This window comes from Luteimonas qiangzhengi (genome assembly GCF_039548515.1).
In the GTDB taxonomy this organism is placed as follows: Bacteria; Pseudomonadota; Gammaproteobacteria; order Xanthomonadales; family Xanthomonadaceae; genus Luteimonas.
This window is the reverse complement of record NZ_JBCLVE010000010.1, coordinates 158156-178760: the sequence shown is the minus strand read 5'-3', so window position 1 is coordinate 178760 and position 20605 is coordinate 158156. Positions and strand designations below refer to the sequence as shown.

Annotated in this window: 18 protein-coding genes; 9 read left to right on the top strand and 9 right to left on the bottom strand. The window is 66.6% G+C overall.

Translation table 11 applies throughout. The features are described from left to right. Positions 1 to 10 precede the first annotated feature (10 nt). Complete coding sequence (locus WCE59_RS09415; RefSeq protein ID WP_343258498.1) at positions 11 to 793, bottom strand: UPF0149 family protein; 783 nt, start codon at positions 791 to 793, stop codon at positions 11 to 13. A gap of 130 nt (positions 794 to 923) precedes the next feature. Here WCE59_RS09415 and metK point away from each other — a divergent pair, with 130 nt between their 5' ends. Continuing rightward, positions 924 to 2162 carry a methionine adenosyltransferase gene (gene metK, locus WCE59_RS09410; RefSeq protein ID WP_343258497.1) on the top strand — a complete coding sequence of 413 codons (1239 nt, stop codon included), beginning with the start codon at positions 924 to 926 and terminating at the stop codon, positions 2160 to 2162. A gap of 220 nt (positions 2163 to 2382) precedes the next feature. Here metK and sucD read toward each other — a convergent pair whose 3' ends face one another. Together sucD and sucC are read right to left on the bottom strand one after the other, a co-directional pair. Beyond that, the gene (sucD, locus tag WCE59_RS09405; RefSeq protein ID WP_343258496.1) at positions 2383 to 3261 is read right to left on the bottom strand and encodes a succinate--CoA ligase subunit alpha; all 879 of its coding nucleotides are present in this window, start codon (positions 3259 to 3261) and stop codon (positions 2383 to 2385) included. Between the two features lie 24 nt (positions 3262 to 3285). Further along, complete coding sequence (sucC, locus tag WCE59_RS09400; protein ID WP_343258495.1) at positions 3286 to 4452, bottom strand: ADP-forming succinate--CoA ligase subunit beta; 1167 nt, start codon at positions 4450 to 4452, stop codon at positions 3286 to 3288. Between the two features lie 201 nt (positions 4453 to 4653). Between sucC and WCE59_RS09395 the strand changes: the two genes are divergently transcribed. Both WCE59_RS09395 and WCE59_RS09390 read left to right on the top strand, forming a co-directional pair. After that, on the top strand, positions 4654 to 6273 hold the full coding sequence (locus WCE59_RS09395) for a sensor histidine kinase (protein WP_343258494.1): 1620 nt from the start codon (positions 4654 to 4656) through the stop codon (positions 6271 to 6273). A 95-nt stretch (positions 6274 to 6368) separates the two neighbouring features. Continuing rightward, a complete protein-coding gene (locus WCE59_RS09390) occupies positions 6369 to 7745 on the top strand; it encodes a sigma-54-dependent transcriptional regulator (protein WP_343258493.1) in 1377 nt (458 codons plus the stop codon). A 30-nt stretch (positions 7746 to 7775) separates the two neighbouring features. Here the strand turns inward: WCE59_RS09390 and lptG are convergent, their stop codons facing one another. Further along, entirely contained in the window at positions 7776 to 8885 is a 1110-nt protein-coding gene (gene lptG / locus WCE59_RS09385) for an LPS export ABC transporter permease LptG (protein ID WP_343258492.1), read from the bottom strand. Further along, a complete protein-coding gene (gene lptF / locus WCE59_RS09380) occupies positions 8882 to 9985 on the bottom strand; it encodes an LPS export ABC transporter permease LptF (protein ID WP_343258491.1) in 1104 nt (367 codons plus the stop codon). Before lptF ends, lptG begins: the two co-directional genes overlap by 4 nt. A 152-nt stretch (positions 9986 to 10137) precedes the next feature. Between lptF and WCE59_RS09375 the strand changes: the two genes are divergently transcribed. The 3 genes from WCE59_RS09375 to WCE59_RS09365 are packed head-to-tail and all read left to right on the top strand — an operon-like array spanning position 10138 to position 14895. Continuing rightward, positions 10138 to 11613, top strand: coding sequence for a leucyl aminopeptidase (locus WCE59_RS09375; RefSeq protein WP_343258490.1), 1476 nt, complete (start codon positions 10138 to 10140; stop codon positions 11611 to 11613). Positions 11614 to 11622: 9 nt separating this feature from the next. Next, a complete protein-coding gene (locus WCE59_RS09370; RefSeq protein WP_343258489.1) occupies positions 11623 to 12048 on the top strand; it encodes a DNA polymerase III subunit chi in 426 nt (141 codons plus the stop codon). 12 nt (positions 12049 to 12060) lie between these two features. Next, positions 12061 to 14895, top strand: a complete 2835-nt coding sequence (locus WCE59_RS09365) for a valine--tRNA ligase (RefSeq protein ID WP_343258488.1) — start codon at positions 12061 to 12063, stop codon at positions 14893 to 14895. Positions 14896 to 14939: 44 nt separating this feature from the next. Here the strand turns inward: WCE59_RS09365 and rimI are convergent, their stop codons facing one another. Genes rimI through pssA form a run of 3 tightly spaced genes read right to left on the bottom strand, consistent with a single transcriptional unit; the run spans position 14940 to position 16452 of the window. Further along, positions 14940 to 15380, bottom strand: a complete 441-nt coding sequence (gene rimI / locus WCE59_RS09360; protein WP_343258540.1) for a ribosomal protein S18-alanine N-acetyltransferase — start codon at positions 15378 to 15380, stop codon at positions 14940 to 14942. Between the two features lie 38 nt (positions 15381 to 15418). Then, positions 15419 to 15679: a hypothetical protein gene (locus WCE59_RS09355; RefSeq protein ID WP_343258487.1), complete on the bottom strand. Its 261-nt coding sequence runs from the start codon at positions 15677 to 15679 to the stop codon at positions 15419 to 15421. Next, positions 15676 to 16452, bottom strand: a complete 777-nt coding sequence (gene pssA, locus WCE59_RS09350) for a CDP-diacylglycerol--serine O-phosphatidyltransferase (RefSeq protein WP_343258486.1) — start codon at positions 16450 to 16452, stop codon at positions 15676 to 15678. The genes WCE59_RS09355 and pssA overlap by 4 nt, the downstream gene beginning before the upstream one ends. A gap of 128 nt (positions 16453 to 16580) precedes the next feature. Here pssA and WCE59_RS09345 point away from each other — a divergent pair, with 128 nt between their 5' ends. The 3 genes from WCE59_RS09345 (at position 16581) to WCE59_RS09335 (ending at position 19226) form a co-directional block, all read left to right on the top strand. Continuing rightward, the gene (locus WCE59_RS09345) at positions 16581 to 16964 is read left to right on the top strand and encodes a DUF4124 domain-containing protein (protein WP_343258485.1); all 384 of its coding nucleotides are present in this window, start codon (positions 16581 to 16583) and stop codon (positions 16962 to 16964) included. Between the two features lie 54 nt (positions 16965 to 17018). Next, positions 17019 to 18710 carry a proline--tRNA ligase gene (locus tag WCE59_RS09340; RefSeq protein WP_343258484.1) on the top strand — a complete coding sequence of 564 codons (1692 nt, stop codon included), beginning with the start codon at positions 17019 to 17021 and terminating at the stop codon, positions 18708 to 18710. 150 nt (positions 18711 to 18860) lie between these two features. After that, complete coding sequence (locus tag WCE59_RS09335) at positions 18861 to 19226, top strand: H-NS histone family protein (RefSeq protein WP_343258483.1); 366 nt, start codon at positions 18861 to 18863, stop codon at positions 19224 to 19226. An 84-nt stretch (positions 19227 to 19310) separates the two neighbouring features. Here WCE59_RS09335 and WCE59_RS09330 read toward each other — a convergent pair whose 3' ends face one another. Next, complete coding sequence (locus WCE59_RS09330) at positions 19311 to 20561, bottom strand: threonine/serine exporter family protein (RefSeq protein WP_343258482.1); 1251 nt, start codon at positions 20559 to 20561, stop codon at positions 19311 to 19313. Positions 20562 to 20605 lie beyond the last annotated feature (44 nt).

Sequence of the window (20605 nt, the reverse complement as noted above, 5' to 3'; positions counted from 1 at the left end):
GGCGGCCGGATCAATGCACGCTGGCGCCGCAGCACTTCTTCCATTTCTGACCGCTGCCGCAGGGGCAGGGATCGTTGCGACCGGGCTGCGCATTGCCCCGCACCGGCACCTGCGCTTCCTGCAACTGCGCAAGATGCAGGTCCTGCAACAGGCCGGGAACGGAAGAAAGCAGGTCCCAGCGGTCATCAAAGTCGAACCGGGCCTCCCAATCCATGCCCAGTTCGCCAGCCTGGACCGGATCGATCAGGGTCAGGCGGGCCAGGTCTTCAAGATCGCGGGCCAGATCCTCATCGTCCGCGGCCCACGCCGACCAGCCTTTGGCGCGCAGGGCAACACCCTGGAGGAAGCCTGACGCCCACAGCGCACCCAGTGGAAAGTCCTGCGGCACAGAGGCCAGCGGGTCATCGTCCGGCCCCAGCTCGCCATCTTCCGGGGCGGGAAGCCCGAGGAAGGGCAGCAGCTCGAAATCGCGCTGCATCGCCTCGTCCGATTCATCGTCCTCATCGGCAAGCGGCTGCGCGACCCGCCACTTCACGTGGCTCCACAGCTGGGCCAGCAACGCATGGGCCTGCTGCTGGGCTGCGCCGCCCAGGCGCGCATCGCCCATCGCCAGCGGCAGGTAATCCTGCGGTCCCGCGGCCGGCGCGGGACCAACCATCAGCGCGGAAAACAAGCCGTCCAGCGCCTCCAGCGGCATGCCGCCATGCTCCATCGCCCAGCCTTCGGCGAGCGTTTCAAGCGCTGCCAGGTCGTCTTCTTCGATTGGTACGCCGCTGTTTTCCATCTGTGCCATCGTTGTCTTTGCCGGATCAGGTGAGCCGCAGTTTAACGCCGCCTTCCAATCAGCAGGCAATCATGCAAAGCAGGGACGCGCGGAGTATCATTCGCGGCCATCTTTCCATCCGAATACAGGGATACAGCCGATGTCGAGCTACCTCTTCACCTCTGAGTCGGTGTCCGAAGGCCACCCGGACAAGGTCGCCGACCAGATTTCAGACGCCGTCCTGGACGCGATGCTGGCCCAGGACAAAGGCGCGCGCGTCGCCTGCGAGACCCTGATCAAGACCGGCGTGGCCATCGTCGCCGGCGAGGTCACGACCTCGGCGTGGGTGGATCTGGAGGCGCTGGTGCGCAAGGTCATCACCGATATCGGCTATGACAGCTCCGACGTCGGCTTCGACGGCGACACCTGTGGCGTGCTCAACCTGATCGGCAAGCAGTCCCAGCACATTGCCCAGGGCGTCGATCGCAAGAACCCGGAACAGCAGGGTGCCGGCGACCAGGGCCTGATGTTCGGTTACGCCTGCAACGAGGCGCCCGAATACATGCCGGCGCCGATCTACTACAGCCACCGCCTGGTCGAGCAGCAGGCCAAGGTGCGCAAGAAGCGCAACTCGCCGCTGCCGTGGCTGCGTCCGGACGCCAAGAGCCAGGTCACCCTGCGCTATGACGGCAACGAGATCGTCGGCCTGGACGCTGTGGTGCTGTCCACCCAGCATGCCCCGGGCGTGAAGCAGAAGGACCTGGTGGAAGGCGTGCGCGAGCACATCCTCAAGCCAGTGCTGCCCAAGGCATGGCTGGACGCGCTGCCGAAGAAGGCGCTGCACATCAACCCGACCGGCAAGTTCGAGATTGGCGGCCCGGTGGGCGACGCCGGCCTGACCGGGCGCAAGATCATCGTCGACACCTATGGCGGCATGGCCCGCCACGGTGGCGGTGCGTTCTCCGGCAAGGATCCGTCCAAGGTTGACCGTTCGGCCGCCTATGCCGCGCGCTACGTGGCCAAGAACGTGGTGGCCGCCGGCCTGGCCGACAAGTGCGAGGTGCAGGTGAGCTACGCGATCGGCGTGGCCGAGCCCACCTCCATCTCGGTCACCACCTTCGGCACCGGCAGGATCCCGGACGCGCAGATCGAGAAGCTGATCCGCGCCCACTTCGACCTGCGCCCGTACGGCATCGTGACCATGCTCGACCTGATCCATCCGATCTACCAGCCCACGGCCGCCTACGGCCACTTCGGCCGCAAGCCCTACCAGCACACCTACCGCTGGGAAGAAACGGTAAACGGCCAGGTGGAAAAGCGCTCGGAAACCGCGACCGCCTTCTCGTGGGAGAAGACCGATCGCGCCGAAGAGCTGCGCAAAGCCGCCAAGCTCCGGTAGGAGCGCGCCATGCGCGCGAAGCCGCGTGAATCCCGGCTTCACCGCGAGGTGTCGGCAAAGACGCTGCGGCCGAAGCCACGCCGCGCCCCTGGCGTCACGCGGCTTCGCGCGTAAGACGCGCTCCTACAACTCGGGCCCCCGCGTCCAACGGATGTCACATCCAAAAAAAAGAAGGCCGCCCATTGGGCGGCCTTCCTGTTGGCGCACTGGTTACGGGTGATCAGCCGTTGAGCAGCTTGGCGATCGCCGGGCCGAGGTCGCCAGGCGACTTGACCGTGGTCACGCCGGCCTTTTCCAGCGCGGCGAACTTGCCTTCGGCCGTGCCCGAGCCGCCCGATGCGATCGCACCGGCGTGGCCCATGCGCTTGCCCGGAGGGGCGCTGGCGCCGGCGATGAAGCCGACCACCGGCTTGGTCACGTGCTCGGCGATGAACTCGGCCGCTTCTTCCTCGGCGCTGCCGCCGATTTCGCCGACCATGATGATGCCCTCGGTCTGCTCGTCGTCCTGGAACAGCTTCAGGCAGTCGATGAAGTTCAGGCCGTGGATCGGGTCGCCGCCGATGCCGATCACCGTCGACTGGCCCAGGCCCGCGTCGGTGGTCTGCTTCACGGCTTCATAGGTCAGCGTGCCCGAGCGCGACACGATGGCCACCTTGCCGGCCTGGTGGATGTGGCCCGGCATGATGCCGATCTTGCACTCGCCCGGGGTGATGATGCCGGGGCAGTTCGGACCCACCAGCACGGTGTCCGGGTAGGTCATGTTCAGGGTCTGCTTGACCCGCAGCATGTCCAGCACCGGGATGCCTTCGGTGATGCACACGATCACCTGGATACCGGCTTCAGCGGCTTCCAGGATGGCGTCGGCCGCGAACGGTGGCGGCACGTAGATCACCGAGGCGTTGGCGCCGGTTTCCTCGACCGCATCGATCACGGTGTTGAACACCGGCAGGCCCAGGTGTTCGGTACCGCCCTTGCCCGGGGTCACGCCGCCGACAACCTTGGTGCCGTACTCGAGCATCTGCTCGGCGTGGAAGGTGCCCTGCTGGCCGGTAAAGCCCTGCACGATCACCTTGGTGCTTTTGTTTACGAGAACGCTCATTTCGTCAGGATCCTTGGAATTCGGTCAAGCAGCCTTGGCTGCGGCGACGGCCTTGCGGGCACCGTCGTTGATGTCGTCGGCGGAGGTGATTGCCAGGCCGGAGTTCTTCAGCATCTCCTTGCCGGCGTCCACGTTCGTGCCTTCCAGGCGCACGATCACCGGCACCTTGACGTCAACTTCCTTGACCGCGGCAATGATGCCCTCGGCGATCATGTCGCAGCGCACGATGCCGCCGAAGATGTTGACGAAGATCGCCTTCACATCGTCCGACGACAGGATCAGCTTGAACGCCTCGGTCACGCGCTCCTTGGTGGCGCCGCCGCCAACGTCCAGGAAGTTGGCCGGTGAGCCGCCCTCCAGCTGGATCACGTCCATGGTGGCCATGGCCAGGCCCGCGCCGTTGACCATGCAGCCGATGTTGCCGTCCATGGTCACGTAGTTCAGGTCGTGCTGGCTGGCGGCGACCTCGGTCTCGTCTTCCTGACGGATGTCGCGCATGGCGACCAGGTCCGGATGGCGGTAGGCGGCGTTGTCGTCCGAGTCCACCTTGCCGTCAAGCACGGCCAGGCTGCCGTCGGTGAGGATGGCCAGCGGGTTCAGTTCAACCAGCGCCAGGTCCTTCTCGTTGAACAGCTTGTACAGGCCCATCATGATCTTCGACAGCTGGCCCACCTGCTTGGCGTTCAGGCCCAGGGCGAAGCCCAGGTCGCGGCACTGGTACGGCTGCAGGCCCTGGATGTAGTTGACGTTGAGGGTCTGGATTTTTTCAGGCGTCTCGGCGGCCACCTGCTCGATGTCCATGCCACCTTCGCTGGAAGCGATGAAGGTGATCGACTGGGTCGAACGGTCCACCAGCACCGACAGGTACAGCTCCTTGGCGATATCGGTGCCTTCGGAGATCAACACCGAATCGATAGGCAGCTCGACCCCGGCGGTCTGGTAGGTCGCCATCTTCGTGCCGAGCATCGCCTTGGCGTACTCGCGCACTTCGTCGTGGGTCTTGGCCAGCTTCACGCCGCCGGCCTTGCCGCGGCCACCTGCGTGGATCTGCGCCTTGACCACCCACAGATTGCCGGGGATGGCCTTGGCGGCCTCGACGGCCTCTTCGGGAGAGCGCGCAATGCGCCCCGCGGGAACTGCGATGCCGTAATCGGCAAACAGCTGTTTTGCCTGGTATTCGTGGAAATTCATGTGGGATCCATGCGTGGGAGGGGTCAATTGCGCCCCGCAGGTCCGCACGGACCCGGGGCGCCGCACCGCGCATGCAGCGCGCGTCCGGCCCACTATTCTCGCCGATGCGGCTGGCGCGGGCAAAACCTCTCTTGCCGGCGCTGCCGGAGGCCTCCGCGGCGAAGCCTATACTCGGCCTCTGGATCCTGACGGCTGCAGCGCTTGCCCTCGATTTTTGCCCCGCCCGCCTATACCCAGCTTGTCCTGCGCCGCGAGCTGTACCTGTTCGCGCTGTACCGCCTGCTGGAGGCCAGCCTGCTGGCCCTGGTGGTGTTCGGACCCTGGGAAGTATTGAGCGGCGAGCCGCGCAACATCGCGCTGGCTACCGCGGCGTGCCTGGCCTACGTGCCCGCCTCGCTGCTGCTGCTGTTCTGGTCGCTGCGCACCGATACGCGCATGTCGGAGGTGGCCCTGGTGGGGGTCTGCACCGACATCGTCGTGGCTTTCCTGGTGACCCATGCCATCCCGGAGGCAGGGCCTGGCATTGCGCTGATGCTGGTGTTCAACCTCGGGGCCGCGGCCCTGTTCCTGCGCCTGCAGGCCGGGCTGGCGGTGGCCGCCTTCGCCGTCGCAACGCTGGTGGCGCAATTCCTGTGGAGCCGGCTGGACGGCATCCCGGCCGATCGCCCGCTGGCCGAGCTGCTGATGTTCAGCTTCAGCTTTTTCGCCATGGTGACCCTGACCTTCCTGCTCGGTGAGCGCCTGCGCACCAGCCAGGACCTGGCCGACCGGCGCGGCGCGGAGGCGGAGAACCTGGCCGGGATCAACGAATTGATCATCCGCCGCATGCGCACCGGCGTACTGATGGTGGATGCGATCCGGCGGGTGCGCCTGGCCAACGAGGCCGCCCTGCAGCTGTACGGGGAAACCGAGCAGAGCCTGGAAGGGCGCCCGCTGTCCGAGCTGTCGCCCGAACTGGGCGAGCGGCTCCATGAGTGGCTGCGCACCGGCGCCCTGGACGACACGCCAATGAGCTACGGCGCCGAACGGCTGGAAGTGCAGCCGCGCTTCACCCGCCTGCTCAACGACAGTGACACCGTGCTGGTTTTCCTGGACGACGCCTCGCTGGTTTCGCGCCGGGCGGAATCGCTGACCCTCTCCGCCATGGGCCGCTTTTCGGCCAGCCTCGCCCATGAGATCCGCAATCCGCTGGCGGCGATCAACTACGCCGTGCAGCTGCTGGAAGAGTCCACCAGCCTGCCCGATACCGACCGGCGCCTGCTGGAAATCATCCACCACCAGTGCCAGCGCACCAACGGCATCGTGGAAAGCGTGCTGGGCCTGGCGCGGCGCGAGCGCGCCATGGGCGAGCAGCTCGAACTGACGGCCTTCGCGCGGCGCTTCGTGGACGAATTTTCCCGCACCATGACGCCGGAAAACGGCGTGCTGCAGGTCAACGATCGCCACAAGCCGCTGATCGGGGTGTTTGATCCCGGCCACCTGCAGCAGATCCTTACCATCCTGGTGCAGAACGCCATCAATTACGGCCGCCTGCCGGGTGAAGCCGCCCGGGTCACCATCGCCGTGGACGAGCGCGATGGGCGGCCGGTGGTCGAGGTGCTGGATCGCGGGCCGGGCGTGCCCGACGCCATCGCCGCCCAGCTGGGTCGACCGTTCTTCACCACTTCCGAGCACGGCACGGGCCTGGGGCTGTACATCGCCCGCGAACTGAGCCGGTCCAACGGGGCCAGTCTGGACTATGTCGCGATACCGGGCGGCGGCGCCTGCTTCCGGATCACCCTGGCAGGGCGCAACCCGCTTCTGGCAGACCCGGCCCGCTGAAACAGTCGGAAAAGGGCAGTTTTCGCCGCTGTTCCGTTACTTTAGTCCTGCCGCGAGGCACAATGGAGACCGGTTTCGCACTTCCAGGCCCCTCCATGCGTGAAAACAGCAGCGTTCTGATCGTCGATGACGAGCATGATATCCGCGAGCTGCTGGTCCTGACCCTGGGACGCATGGGCCTGCGCACCGATACAGCGGCCAACCTCACCGCCGCCCGGCAATTGCTCAGCGCCAACAAGTACGACCTGTGCCTGACTGACATGCGCCTGCCGGACGGCTCGGGACTGGAGCTGGTGACCGAGATCGCCACCGGTTTCCCCGACACGCCCGTGGCCATGATCACCGCCTATGGCAACGTCGAGGCTGCGGTGGAAGCGCTCAAGGCCGGCGCGTTCGACTTTGTCAGCAAGCCGGTCGATGTGCACATGCTGCGCGGCCTTGTGCGCCAGGCGCTGGACCTGTCACACACCACCCAGCAGCAGCCGACCGAGGCCAACCGCCTGTTCGGTGAGTCCGAAGCGATGATCACCCTGCGCCGTACCATCGCCAAGGTCGCCCGCAGCCAGGCGCCGGTGCATATCAGCGGCGAATCCGGCACCGGCAAGGAGCTGGTGGCGCGCACGATCCATGCCCAGGGCCCGCGCGCAGCCGGCCCATTCGTGCCGGTCAACTGCGGCGCGATTCCCAACGAATTGATGGAAAGCGAGTTCTTTGGCCACAGGAAGGGCAGCTTCACCGGCGCCCACGCCGACAAACCCGGCCTGTTCCAGAGTGCCAACGACGGCACCCTGTTCCTGGACGAAGTGGCCGAACTGCCGCTGTCGATGCAGGTCAAGCTGCTGCGCGCGATCCAGGAAAAGAAGATTCGCCCGGTCGGCGCCCAGGCCGAACTGGACGTGGATGTGCGCATCCTCTCGGCCACCCACAAGGACCTGGCCGCGCTGGTCGAAAACGGCAGCTTCCGCCACGACCTGTACTACCGCATCAACGTGATCGGCCTGCACGTGCCGCCGCTGCGCGAGCGCACCGGCGACCTGCCGCTGCTGTCCACCGCCATCCTGCAGCGCCTGGCCCTGACCATGAACCGGGGCGTGCCCCAGCTCTCGCCCGAAGCATCCGCTGCGCTGGAGGAATACGGATTCCCCGGCAACGTGCGCGAGCTGGAGAACATCCTCGAACGCGCCATGGCCTTGGCCGACGGCGATGTGATCGAGGTGGAAGACCTGCAGCTGCCCCGGCACGAGCCGCGCCCCGCGCAGCCTGCCGCCATCGACCACGGCATGGATCCCTCCCGCCTGAGCCCCTATGACACCGCCTCCAGCGCCCTGCCCTCGTATATCGAGGAAATCGAGCGTGCGGCCATCCAGCAGGCGCTGCAGGAAAACCGCTACAACAAGACCAGGACCGCCGCCGCGCTGGGCATCACCTTCCGCGCCCTGCGCTACAAGCTCAAGAAGCTGGGCATCGACTGACCCGCCACCCAGGCGGGCCAGCGCACGACATCAGCCGCTGCGACGCCGGAACAGCAGGAACGAGATCGTCAGCATCAGCACCGGCGGCACCAGGTAGGCGATGCGGAAATCGAACTGGTACACGCCCGCCAGGCGCACGAACTGGTTCTGCAGCAGCCAGAACCCGAGTCCGAACACCACCCCGATAAACAGTCTGCGGCCCTGCCCGCCGCTGCGCAGGCTGCCGAATGCGAACGGGATCGCCGCCAGGCACAGCGCCAGCACGTTGAACGGATAGAACCAGCGGCCCCAGTAATGCTCCTCGTACTCGCTGGCATCCAGCCCGTTGCGCTGGCGGTAATCGATGCCCCGGCGAAGGTCCGACGTGCTCTGGTAGCGTGGTCGCCACAGGTTGCTGGCGGTGGCCAGCGCGGCCGCATCCAGCTGCGAGGTCCAGCGCTCCTCCATCACCTCGGTCTCCGAGACCGAACGCTCCTCGAACCACACCCGGCGCACGCCCTGGAGCAGCCAGCCGTCGCCATCATGGGCAGCACTGGCCGCCTTGGCCACCGACGCCAGCCGGCCTTCCTCGTCGAATTCAAACAGGCGCACGTCGCTCAGCTCCAGCCACTGGCGGTCGCCCTCGCGCCGCTCCTCGCCGCCCTGGGCGTTGAGGAAGGTATCGCCCTCTCGGGCCCACAGGCCCGAATAGCGGGCCACGATCAGGTCGCTGGATTTGGCCGCCGCCTTCATGTTGTCCGCGCTGCGCTGGGCCCACGGCGCCAGGGTTTCGGCGTTGATGAGCATCACCACGGTGATCAGCAGCAGCGGCACCGCCACCGATGCGCTCAGCCGCTTGCGCGACAGCCCCACCGCCCGCAGCGCGGTCAGCTCCGAGCTGGCGGCAAGCACGCCCAGGCCCATCAGCGTGCCGATCACCGCACCCGTCGGGAACATCATGTAGGCCCGGCGCGGCAGGGTGTAGATGACATAGGTGAGCGCATGCACGAAGCCGTAGTCGCCTTCGCCGATGTCATCGATCTCCGCCAGCAGGCCGCTGATCAGCAGGTCCAGCCCGGTCAGCACGGCCCAGGTGAGCACGACGGTGGTCAGGACCACGCGCGCCACGTACAGGTCGTGGATCTTCGGCAACATCCTCATGCCTTGCGCCTCCGTGCCCTGCGTAAAGCGGGAAACCTGCGCAGGCGCCCGTCGTCAAAGTACATCCACAGCCCCAGCGCCAGCACCGGCAGCACCAGCCACCACAGTCCCAGCGCCAGCGGAATAGTGCCTTCGGCCAGCCAATCCTGGCCCAGGATCATCAGGTTCACACCAACGAAATACCCGAGGAAAGCCAGCATGGTGCGGCCGTAGCGTGATTGTCGCGGCGGGCTGCGCGCCAGCGGCACCGCCAGCAGGCCAAAGCCCAGCGCCAGCAGCGGCGGTGCGATGCGGAAATGCAGCTCCGCGCGCGCCTCGGGGCGTTCGTCACCAAGCAGCGTCAGGGTGGGCATCAGCTCCGGATCTTCCTCATCCCGGCTGTGGTCGGCAGGAGGCAGGCGCAGCTCGTTGCTGGCAAATCGCATCAGGCGGAAATCCAGCCCTTCTTCCTGCGGGCCTTCCACGCGGAAACCATCATCAAGGACCAGATAGCGCTCGCCGTCGGGCTCGACGTTCAGGCGCCCGGTGGTCGAAGTGGTCACGTCCATGCGCCCACCGTCCTGCTGATAGACGAACACCCGCGCCATTTCCGTGCCATCGCCGGACATCCCGCCCACGTAGACCACGCCGCCGCCGCCGGGAATCTCCACGAACCGGCCCGCCTCCAGCCCGGCCACCATCATGCTGCGGCTGCCGGCTTCCACCATGCGCGCGGAATAGTCACGCGCCCAGGGCCCCAGCCACATCGAGCACACCGCCACCAGCAGCACCATCGGCACGATCAGCATCAGCACCGGTCGCAGCAGCCGCCGCGGCCCCACGCCGGTCGCGGTGAGCACCGGCATTTCCGAATCCCGGTACAGCCTGCCCACCGACAGCAGCAGTCCCAGCAGCAGACCCAGCGGCAGGATCAGCGGCAGGTAATTGAGCACCTGCAGTCCGAGTTGGCTCAGCATCATCCCCGCCGGCACCCGGCCCCGGGCGATATTGCCCAGCACATCGGCAAACACGCCGCCCAGGCTGACCACCATCAGCACCACCATCACGGCAAAGGTGGCCTGGGCGAATTCGCGGAACAGATAGCTGTCGAGTTTGGGCATCAAAAGATTGCTTGCTTTAGACTTGGGGATTCATTTTTGTTCTTTGCAGCACGCTTCCACGCCGCCTGAAAAGGCGCACGCTGGCCGATCCGCACAGCCGGATCCGCGCGTGGATTGTCCGATTGTAAGGAACTGGACACGGAATCTCGTTGATGACCCTGGAATTCACCCTGAACCATGCTCCTGCCGCGACCGCCGATACCGGCTGCGTTGTGGTGGGTATCTTCGCCGACAAGGCCCTCACCCCCGCCGCCGCGGTGCTGGACGAGGCCAGCGGTGGCCGTCTGTCGCGCCTGGCCGGCCGTGGCGACCTGCCCGGCAAGCCGGGCAGCGCCGTGCTGCTGCACGAGCTCGATGGCATCACCGCGCCGCGGGTGCTGGTGGTTGGCCTGGGCGAGCGCGACCGGTTTGACGCCGCGCGCTACCAGCAGGCGATCGCCACCGCCGCAAGCAAGCTCAAGACCGGCGCCACCGAGTCCGCACTGCTGACCCTGACCGAAGTGCTGGTGAAGGACCGCGACGCAGCCTGGAATATCCGCCAGGCGGTGATCACCACCGATCACGCGGCCTATCGCTACACCGCGACCCTGGGCGAGAAGAACAGGAAGCGCGATCACACCGGTCTGAGCTCGGTGGCCGTGGCCGGCGACGACGCCCAGGCCCTGGCCCAGGGCAAGGCGATCGCCGCAGGCGTCCGGTTTGCCCGCGAGCTGGGCAACCTGCCGCCGAACATCTGCAACCCGGCCTACCTGGCCGACCAGGCCCGCGACTTTGCCGCGCGCTTTGAAAAGGCCGACTGCACGGTGCTGGAAGAAGCGCAGATGGAAGCGCTCGGCATGGGCTCGCTGCTGTCGGTGGCGCGCGGCTCGGCCAACCGCCCGCGCCTGATCGTGCTGGAATGGAACAACGGTGGCGATGCCAAGCCCTACGTGCTGGTCGGCAAGGGCATCACCTTCGATACCGGCGGGATCAACCTCAAGACCCAGGGCGGCATCGAGGAGATGAAGTTCGACATGTGCGGCGCCGCCACGGTGCTGGGCACGTTCGTCTCTGCGGTGGGCCTGGAGCTGCCGATCAACCTGCGCGTAGTGGTGCCGGCGGTGGAGAACGCGATCGACGGCGACAGCTACCGCCCGTCCGACGTCATCACCAGCATGTCCGGCAAAACGATCGAAGTGGGCAACACCGACGCCGAAGGCCGCCTGATCCTGTGCGATGCGCTCACCTACGCCGAGCGCTTCGAGCCCGAGGCGCTGGTCGACGTGGCCACCCTCACCGGCGCCTGCATGGTGGCGCTGGGCCGCCAGGCTTCGGGCCTGATGAGCAAACACGACGACCTGGCCAACGAGCTGCTGGCCGCCGGTGAAACCGTGTTCGACCGCGCCTGGCGCCTGCCGCTGTGGGACGAATACCAGTCGATGCTCGATTCCAACTTCGCCGACATCTACAACATCGGCGGACGCTGGGCGGGCGCGATCACCGCCGGCTGTTTCCTGTCGCGCTTCACCGAAGGCCAGCGCTGGGCACACATCGACATCGCCGGCAGCGCCAGCGGCGACGGCAAGATGGGCATGGCTTCCGGTCGTCCGGTCGGCCTGCTCAGCCAGTGGCTGCTGGACCGCACCTGAGCCCTGGCAGTGCGCGCCGACTTCTACCTGATCGCCAAGCCGCGGTTCCTCGACGAACCGCTGCGTCTGGTGTGTGAGCTGGTACGCAAGGCGCACGCCGCCAACCTGCCCACCCTGGTGCTGGCACGCGATCGCACCCAGGCCGAGCTGCTGGACGATCTGCTGTGGGACATGGGCGATGACGCCTTCATCCCGCACCAGATCGCCGGGCTCGACCCGGATGAAGACGGTGAAACCCCGGTGCTGATCGCCAGCCCGGAGTACGACGCGCCGATGCGCCCGCTGGTGCTCAACCTGCGCGATGCGGCGGTGGAAGGCGGCTTCGACCGGGTGCTGGAAGTGGTACCCGCCGACCCTGCCGCACGCGAGCCCCTGCGCGAGCGCTGGAAACAATACCGGGCCCGCGGGCTGCAGGTAACCAAGCACGATATGTGAGAGCAGCAGACCATGTCCCTGGCCCCCAGTTACAACCCCGGCAGCTTCGAATCCCGCCTGTACGCCGAGTGGGAGTCATCGGGCGCGTTCGCGCCGCGCGGTGACGGCCCCGCGTACACGATTCTGCTGCCGCCGCCCAACGTCACCGGCACCCTGCACATGGGCCACGCGTTCCAGCACACCCTGCAGGACGCGCTGGTGCGCTATCACCGCATGCGCGGCTACCGCACCCTGTGGCAGATGGGCAGCGACCACGCCGGCATCGCCACCGAGATGGTGGTGACCCGCAACCTCGCCGCCGAAGGCAAGGGCGAAACCCGCGACTCGCTGGGCCGCGACGGCTTCATCGAAAAGGTCTGGGAGTGGAAGCAGCAGTCCGGTGACACCATCGAGCGGCAGATGCGCCGCATGGGCGTGTCCGGCGACTGGTCGCGCAAGGTGTTCACCATGGACGATGGCCCCTCGGCCGCCGTGGTGGAAGCGTTCGTGCGCCTGCACGAGGACGGCCTGATCTACCGCGGCAAGCGCCTGGTCAACTGGGATCCGGTGCTGCAGACCGCGGTGTCGGACCTGGAAGTGGTGAGCGAGGAAGAAAACGGCCACCTGTGGTCGATCCGCTATCCGCTGGCCGGCGGCGCCAGCTACGAGCACATCGAGCACGACGCCGACGGCAACGAAGTACTGCGCGAGACCCGCGACTACCTGGTGGTGGCCACCACCCGCCCGGAAACCATGCTCGGCGACAGCGCGGTGATGGTGCATCCCGAGGACCCGCGCTATGCCGGCCTGATCGGCAAGGCGGTCACCCTGCCGCTCACCGGGCGCGAGATCCCGGTGATCGCCGACGATTACGTCGATCCCGATTTCGGCACCGGCGTGGTCAAGGTGACCCCCGCGCACGACTTCAACGACAACGCGGTGGGCCAGCGGCACGATCTGCCGCTGATCAACATCTTCACCGCCACCGCGTGCATCAACGACGAAGCGCCGGAAAAATACCGCGGTCTGGATCGTTTCGATGCCCGCAAGGCGGTGCTCGCGGACCTGGAAGCAGAAGACCTGCTGGTCGAGACAAAGCCGCACCGGCTGCAGGTGCCGCGCGGCGACCGCAGCGGCCAGGTGATCGAGCCGTACCTGACCGACCAGTGGTTCGTGCGCATGGACGAGATGGGCAAGCGCGGCCTGGAACTGGTGGAAGGCGTGGACGGCAAGCCGGGCGCGGTGAAATTCGTGCCGCCGAACTGGATCAACACCTACCGCCACTGGCTGGGCAACATCCAGGACTGGACCATCAGCCGCCAGCTGTGGTGGGGGCACCGTATTCCTGCCTGGTTCGACGATGAAGGCAACGCCTACGTGGGCCGCGACGAAGCCGATGCGCGCGTCCGCGCCGGTCTGGCTGCCGACGTGACGTTGCGCCAGGACAGCGACGTGCTGGAAACCTGGTTCTCCTCCGCGCTCTGGCCCTTCAGCACCATGGGCTGGCCGGACGAGGCCGCCATGGCCGAGCGCGGCTTTGATGACTTCATGCCCTCCAGCGTGCTGGTGACCGGCTTTGACATCATCTTCTTCTGGGTCGCCCGGATGATCATGGTGACCGACCGGCTGACCGGCCAGGTGCCGTTCCGCGATGTCTACATCACCGGCCTGGTGCGCGACCGCGACGGGCAGAAGATGTCCAAGTCCAAGGGCAACATCCTCGATCCGCTGGACATCATCGACGGGATCAATCTGGACGCGCTGGTGGCCAAGCGCACCACCGGCCTGATGCAGCCGCAGATGCTGACCCGGATCGACAAGGCCACCCGCAAGGAATTTCCCGACGGCATCGATGCCCACGGCGCCGATCCGCTGCGCTTCACCATGGCCGCGCTGGCCGGTCCGGGGCGCGACATCAAGTTCGATCTGGGCCGCGCCGACGGCTACAGGAACTTCTGCAACAAGCTGTGGAACGCCACCCGCTTCGTGCTGATGAATACCGAGGGCGTGGATGCCGGCGGTGCGCACGAGCCGGTGACCGATGCCGAGAAGTGGATTCTGGCGCGTGTGGCGGCCACCGCCGCCGAAGTCCAGGCGCACTTCACCAGCTACCGCTTCGATCTGCTGGCCCAGGCGCTGTACGAGTTCACCTGGGACGAGTTCTGCGACTGGTTCCTGGAGCTGGCCAAGCCTGCGCTCAACGGCACCGACGCCGCGGCCGCCGACAGCACCCGCCGCACCCTGCTGCGCGTGCTGGAAGCGCTGCTGCGGATGCTGCATCCGCTGATCCCGTTCGTGACCGAGGAGCTGTGGCGCCACGTAGCCCCGCGCCTGGGCATGCAGGCGGACACGATCAGCCTGCAGCGCTACCCGCAGGCAGCCGACTTTGACAGCGGCGCCTATGCACAGGCCGAAGCGGACGTCGAATGGCTCAAGCAGATGGTGTCCGCGCTGCGCCGGATCCGCAGCGAGCTCGGCGTGTCCCCGAACCGGCTGGTTCCCCTGCTGGTGCAGGGTGGCAGCGCCGCCGACATCACCCGACTGCAGCGTTTTGACTCACAGCTGCGCTTCCTGCTGCGCCTGGACGGGATCGATACCGTCGAAGGTGATCCGCCACCTTCGGCCACGGGGTTGGCAGGGGAGCTGAAGCTGTTTGTGCCGCTGGAGGGGCTGGTGGATCTGGACGCCGAGTGCGTGCGCTTGGACAAGGAAATCACCCGGGTGTCGGCCGAGAAGGACAAGAGCAGCGCCAAACTGGCGAAGTTCAGTGACAAGGTGCCGGCCGCCGTGGTGGAGCAGGAGCGCAAGCGCCTGGCCGACTGGACCGCCCAGCTGGACAACCTGACCGCCCAGCGCGCGCGCCTGTAGGTCGGGGCTACGCCCCCGACGCACGCGCGGCTGTAAACCAGGTCTCAATCGCCGAACAGCTCGCGCGCCATCACCAGCGCGTCTTCGCGACCTTCGTGATCCGGGTAATAGCGCGGACGGCGTCCAATCTCGTTGAAGCCTTCATCGTGATAGAGCGCCACCGCGTTGACGTTCGACGGCCGCACCTCCAGATACATCCGCTCCGCGCCCTGCTGGTGGGCGATCTTCAACAGCGCGTGCAGCAGCCGGCGGCCGTGTCCGTGGCTCTGCAGCTTCGGATCCACGCAGATATTGAGCAGGTGCGCCTCGCCCGCGGCCACGCTCACCACCCCGTATCCGCACAGCCCCTCCGCCTGGTGCAGCACCCAGGCCTGATAGCCGGCGCGCAGGCAGTCGCGGAAGATTCCCGCGGTCCAGGGGAAGGGATAGGCGCGCAGCTCGATTTCCATGACGGACTCGACGTCCGCCTCGCGCATCGGCCGCATTGCCGGACGCGGGGCCGACAGCCCGGCAGCCACGGCGCTCACGCCGGTGGCTGCCCGCGCATCGCCCGAAGGCGGGGCCACAGGGCACGCTTTGCCTTGGGATCACGCAGCTGGGTCAGCGGCGGCCAGGAACGGTACAGCGCACCGGCATCGGCAGAATCACGGTTACGCCCCGCGGCCTGCAGCAGAGCGTCAAGCAGGGGGTCGTCCGGCAGCTCAACTGCCTGCGGATCGATCCGCTGCCACAGCGAGTAGCCCAGCGCTTCCAGTGTTTCGCGCTGCAGCCCGTCCCAGCTCATGCGGCAGCCTCCGCTGGCCTCCAGCGGCGCCACAGCCAGGTGACCGGCCCGGACAGGGCGTACAGCAGTGACGCGGCGAGCAGGGTCTTGGGCGGGTCGATCCACAGCGCGATCAGCACGCCAACGACACCCAGCAACGCCACGAACGGCACCCGGTCAGATCGCGGCCCGCTGCCACTGCCCTTGAAGCTGGAATAGCGGAATCGACTGACCATCAACAGTCCGGCAACCACCGTCATCGCGACGGCCGCGAACCGCATTTCATAGCCGCCCATGCCCAGCGAATGCGCGGTCCACACGAAGCTGGCCATCAAGCCGGCCGCGGCCGGACTTGCCAGCCCCACGAACCAGCGCTTGTCCACCTGCGACACCTGGCTGTTGAATCGCGCCAGCCGCAGCGCGGCGCAGGCGGCGTACAGGAACGCCGCCAGCCAGCCCACCCGGCCCAGGGTGACGCCGTCCATGCGCAGCTCCAGCAGCGCCCAGTGATACATCACCAGCGCCGGCGCCATGCCGAAACTGATCAGGTCGGCCAGCGAGTCGTACTGCACGCCGAATTCGCTCTGGGTATTGGTCAGGCGCGCCACGCGCCCATCGAGCCCATCCAGGATCGCAGCCACGAAAATGGCCAGGCAAGCCGGTCCGAAGCGTCCCTGGGAGGCGGCGATGATGGCGAAGAAGCCTGCAAACAGCCCGCCTGTGGTGAACAGGTTCGGGAGCAGGTAGATGCCGCGCGGTCGGGGGCGGTTGGCCGGGGTGTGCTGATCGTCCATACCGGCAGTTTACCGACCTCTGAGCCGGAATCCGCAGTTTCCTTGTCTTTGCGGTTCGGCAACGTGACTTGCGCCCCCGGCTTGGGAGTGCTGCAATCGCGCCCATTCCCAGTCCAGCCGGAGTTTCCATGCGCCTCGCGATTGTCTGTGCAATTCTCTTTTTGGCCGCAGCCACCGCCGGCGCCAGCGAAATCTACCAGTGGACCGATGCCCGTGGCGTCACCCACTACTCCGAAGCGCCTCCCCCGGCGGGCACCGAGTACCAGGTGCGCCGGATCACCGATACCGGTACCGGCCTGCGCGCCCGGGAGCCCGCCAGCACCCCGGTCGAAGCCAATCCACAGTGCACCGCCGCGCAGGCCAATATCGAAGTCCTGCAGGGCGAAGGCCCGGTCTATCAGGAGGATGACGCCGGCGAACGCGTTGCCCTGAGCGACGACGATCGCAGCCGCCAGCTGGAATTGGCCCAGGCCGCAGTGCGCGCCTATTGCAACGCCGACGGGGCTGACTGAGCCCCGCACGCCACATGGCACAATGCCGGGCCCTCCTTTGCCGAAGCCCGATCCATGCGCCTGTCGCGATTCCACCTGCATACCACCCGTGAAGTCCCCGCCGACGCCGAGATCGCCAGCCACCGGCTGATGCTGCGCTCCGGCCTGATCCGGCGCCTGGCCGCGGGTCTGTACACCTGGTCGCCACTTGGCCTGCGCGTGCTGCGCAAGGTGGAGGCCGTGGTGCGCGAGGAAATGGATGCCGCCGGCGCGGTCGAACTGCTGATGCCGGCCGTGCAGCCGCGCGAGCTGTGGGAGGAGAGCGGCCGCTGGGCGGTATTCGGCGGCCAGCTGCTGAAAGTCCAGGACCGCAAGCAGGCCTGGTATTGCGTGGGCCCGACCCACGAGGAAGTCATTACCGACTTCGCCCGCCACGAGCTGTCCAGCTACAAGCAGCTGCCGGTCAATTTCTACCAGATCCAGACCAAGTTCCGTGACGAGATCCGGCCGCGCTTCGGGGTCATGCGGGCGCGCGAATTCCTGATGAAGGACGCGTATTCGTTCCATGTCGATGCCAGCGGGCTGGCGGACGAATACCTCAATATGCACGCAGCCTATACACGCATCTTCACCCGCCTCGGGCTGGATTTCCGCGCGGTGCAGGCTGATTCGGGCGCCATTGGCGGGGATGCTTCGCAGGAATTCCACGTCATGGCGGATTCGGGCGAGGACGCCATCGCGTTTTCCGATGGCTCCAATTACGCGGCCAACGTGGAGACCGCGACGGCCGCGGAACCGGGCGCGCGCCCGGCCGCGGTGGAAGCAATGCGCAAAGTGGAAACCCCGTCACAGAAAACCTGCGCGGCGGTCGCGGAGCTGCTGGATATAACCCTGCAGCGCACCGTCAAATCGCTGGCAACGATGACTGATGAGGGTTTCGTGCTGGTGCTGGTCCGTGGCGATCACGAGGCCAATCCGGTGAAACTGGCCAAGGCCCCCGGGATGGCCGATTACCGCATGGCTACCGAGGCGGAAATCATCGAACACCTGGGCAGCGAACCCGGCTTCATCGGCCCGATCAATCCGCGCGCCGGGATCCGGGTAATTGCCGACCGCGAAGTGGCCGCCATGGCCGATTTCGTAGTGGGCGCCAACGAGGCCGGTTATCACCTGACCGGAGTCAACTGGGGCCGCGACCTGCCCGAACCCGACACCGTGGCCGATGTGCGCAACGTGCTGGCGGGCGATCGTGCCGCCGACGGCGGCACCCTGAAAATCGCCCGCGGCATCGAGGTAGGCCACATTTTTCAGCTTGGCCGCAAATACAGCGAGGCGATGGATTTTACCGTGCTGGACGAGAATGGCAGCACCGCCCACCCGTGGATGGGCTGCTATGGCATCGGCGTATCGCGCATTGTTGCCGCGGCGATCGAACAGAACCATGACGAGGCGGGAATCACCTGGCCCGCGCCGATGGCCCCGTGGCAGGTGGCGGTGTGCATCATCAATCCGAAGAAGAATCCCGAGGTGAACGCCGCCGCCGCCGAACTCTACGCGGAGCTTGCGGCTGCCGGCATCGATGTGGTCCTGGACGATCGCGGCCTGCGGCCTGGGCCCATGTTTGCCGATATCGAGCTGATCGGCATTCCGCACCGGGTAGTGGTATCGGAGCGCGGACTGGCCGCACAGACCTATGAATATAGGGCCCGAACCGCCGAAGCCTCGGAAAACCTGGACCGCGAAGCCCTGCTGGCGCGCATTGCCTGAACCCTGCACCGGCAACCCGATACCGCCCCGGCAGCGTGCAATACGTTGCCGGGGGTTTGTAAATTATTAACCTGATCGATTACCATCGCGGCTCCGGCGGTGAGCGCCCCGCGCTTTCCGCATAATCCTCCAATATCAAGGAGCGCCCCAATGGCGATCGACCTGACTGATCTGACCCCGAAAGAACTTGAAAGCCTGATCACGCAGGCCAAGCGCCGCAAGGTCATCCTCAAAAAGCGCAAGCCCATCGCGACCGTTCGCAACAGGCTCATCACCCAGGCGGAAGCCGAGGGTTACACGATCGAAGACCTGTTCGGCGTCGTGGCCACCAGGAAGACCGCGACCCGCAAGACCAGCAAGACCGGCAGGACCGCCACCAAGGGCCGCAAGGTACCGCCCAAGTACCGCAACCCGGAAAACCCGGAAGAGACCTGGACCGGTCGTGGCAAGCAGCCGCGCTGGATGACGCGGGAAATCGGAACCGGCAAGAAGGTGGAAGATTTCCTGATCGATTGATCGGGCGCCTTTCCTGTGATGTGAAACGCCGGCTTTCCGCCGGCGTTTTCATTTGCAGGAAATTGTTTCCGCCGCTCCCGCCGGTCAGAGATTCTTGCGCGCCGGCAATATCAGGTTGCCAAACAGCAGGCCGGCGATCAGGGCCAGGATGATGTTCACCACCGCCATCATCGCCTCCTGGCCCACCGCCAGGTTCTGCTGCTGGATCAGGTCCATCAGTCCGCGCAGACTGGCCGTTCCAGGCACCAGCATGATGATCCCCGGCACCCGCACGATCGCGCCCGGACGATTGGCCCAACGCGCATACCCGTTGCCGGCTGCTGTCACCACCAGTGCCGCCAGGAACAGCCCGACCGAAGCACCCCACGCCAGGCCCGCGTAGCGGGAAATCAGGTAACCGGTGGCAGCCGCCGCCATAACCAGCGGCACATCGCGCATGCGGGCACGGAACAGCACCGCGAATGCGGCAGCAGCCACCACCAGGCCCACCCACTCCACCCAGTCGGGCTGCGGACGCCAGGCACGCACCTGCGGCTCGATGCCCATCATCTGGGCCAGGGTCAGCGCGATCATGGTGCCCACGGTGAGCTTGAGCACGGTGGCAATGGCGCCGGAAAACCGCGCAGTGCCCGAGACCAGATGCTGGCTGGTCAGTTCATTCACCGCGTTGGTGAGCGCCATACCGGGCAGCAGTACCAGCAGGGAGGCGATCATCACCGTGTTGAGATTGAGCGGGCCCACCGTGCTGGCCACCGCAATCGCGGCCGCGGCCGCCACCATCCCGGCGATCGCCTCGAATGCCTCTTTCAGGCGGTCACCGGTGCGGGTCAGCATGTCCAGCAGGCCTACCAGCAGGCCGATGCCCGCGGCAGTGCCGATATCCAGCCATGGCAATCGCCACAGGCCGGCAACGCCCGCGGCGATCAGCGCAAAGCCCAGGGCGTGCAGGATCTTTCCGCCGCGACCTGGCCTGCGCCGGTCCAGATCAAGCAGCGCGGCATGGCCTTCGGACAGGTCCAGGGCGCCGGCAAGTACTTCTTCGGCAATCCGGTCCGCTTCGCTCAGCTTGTACAGATCCACTTCGCCCAGGCCCATGCGCAGGACCCGGGTGGTATCGCTTTCTCCAGGCGGGCACTGCGGGTCGCTGAAAGACAGCAGCATGCCGGTCGGCGATACCCTGGGCTCGCATTCCAAGCCAAGCTGCTGGGCCACGCCGATCACCGCGCCTTCCACCCGCTGCGCAGTGGTGCCATAGGCATGCAGATGTTCGGCCAGCTCCACGACGAAGGCGATCCGGGCCGCATAGCTGTAGGTAAGGGGGGGCAATCGGGTCATCGCAACAGCATGGCATGGGGCTCGGCCGACGGACAGCGCCGGCG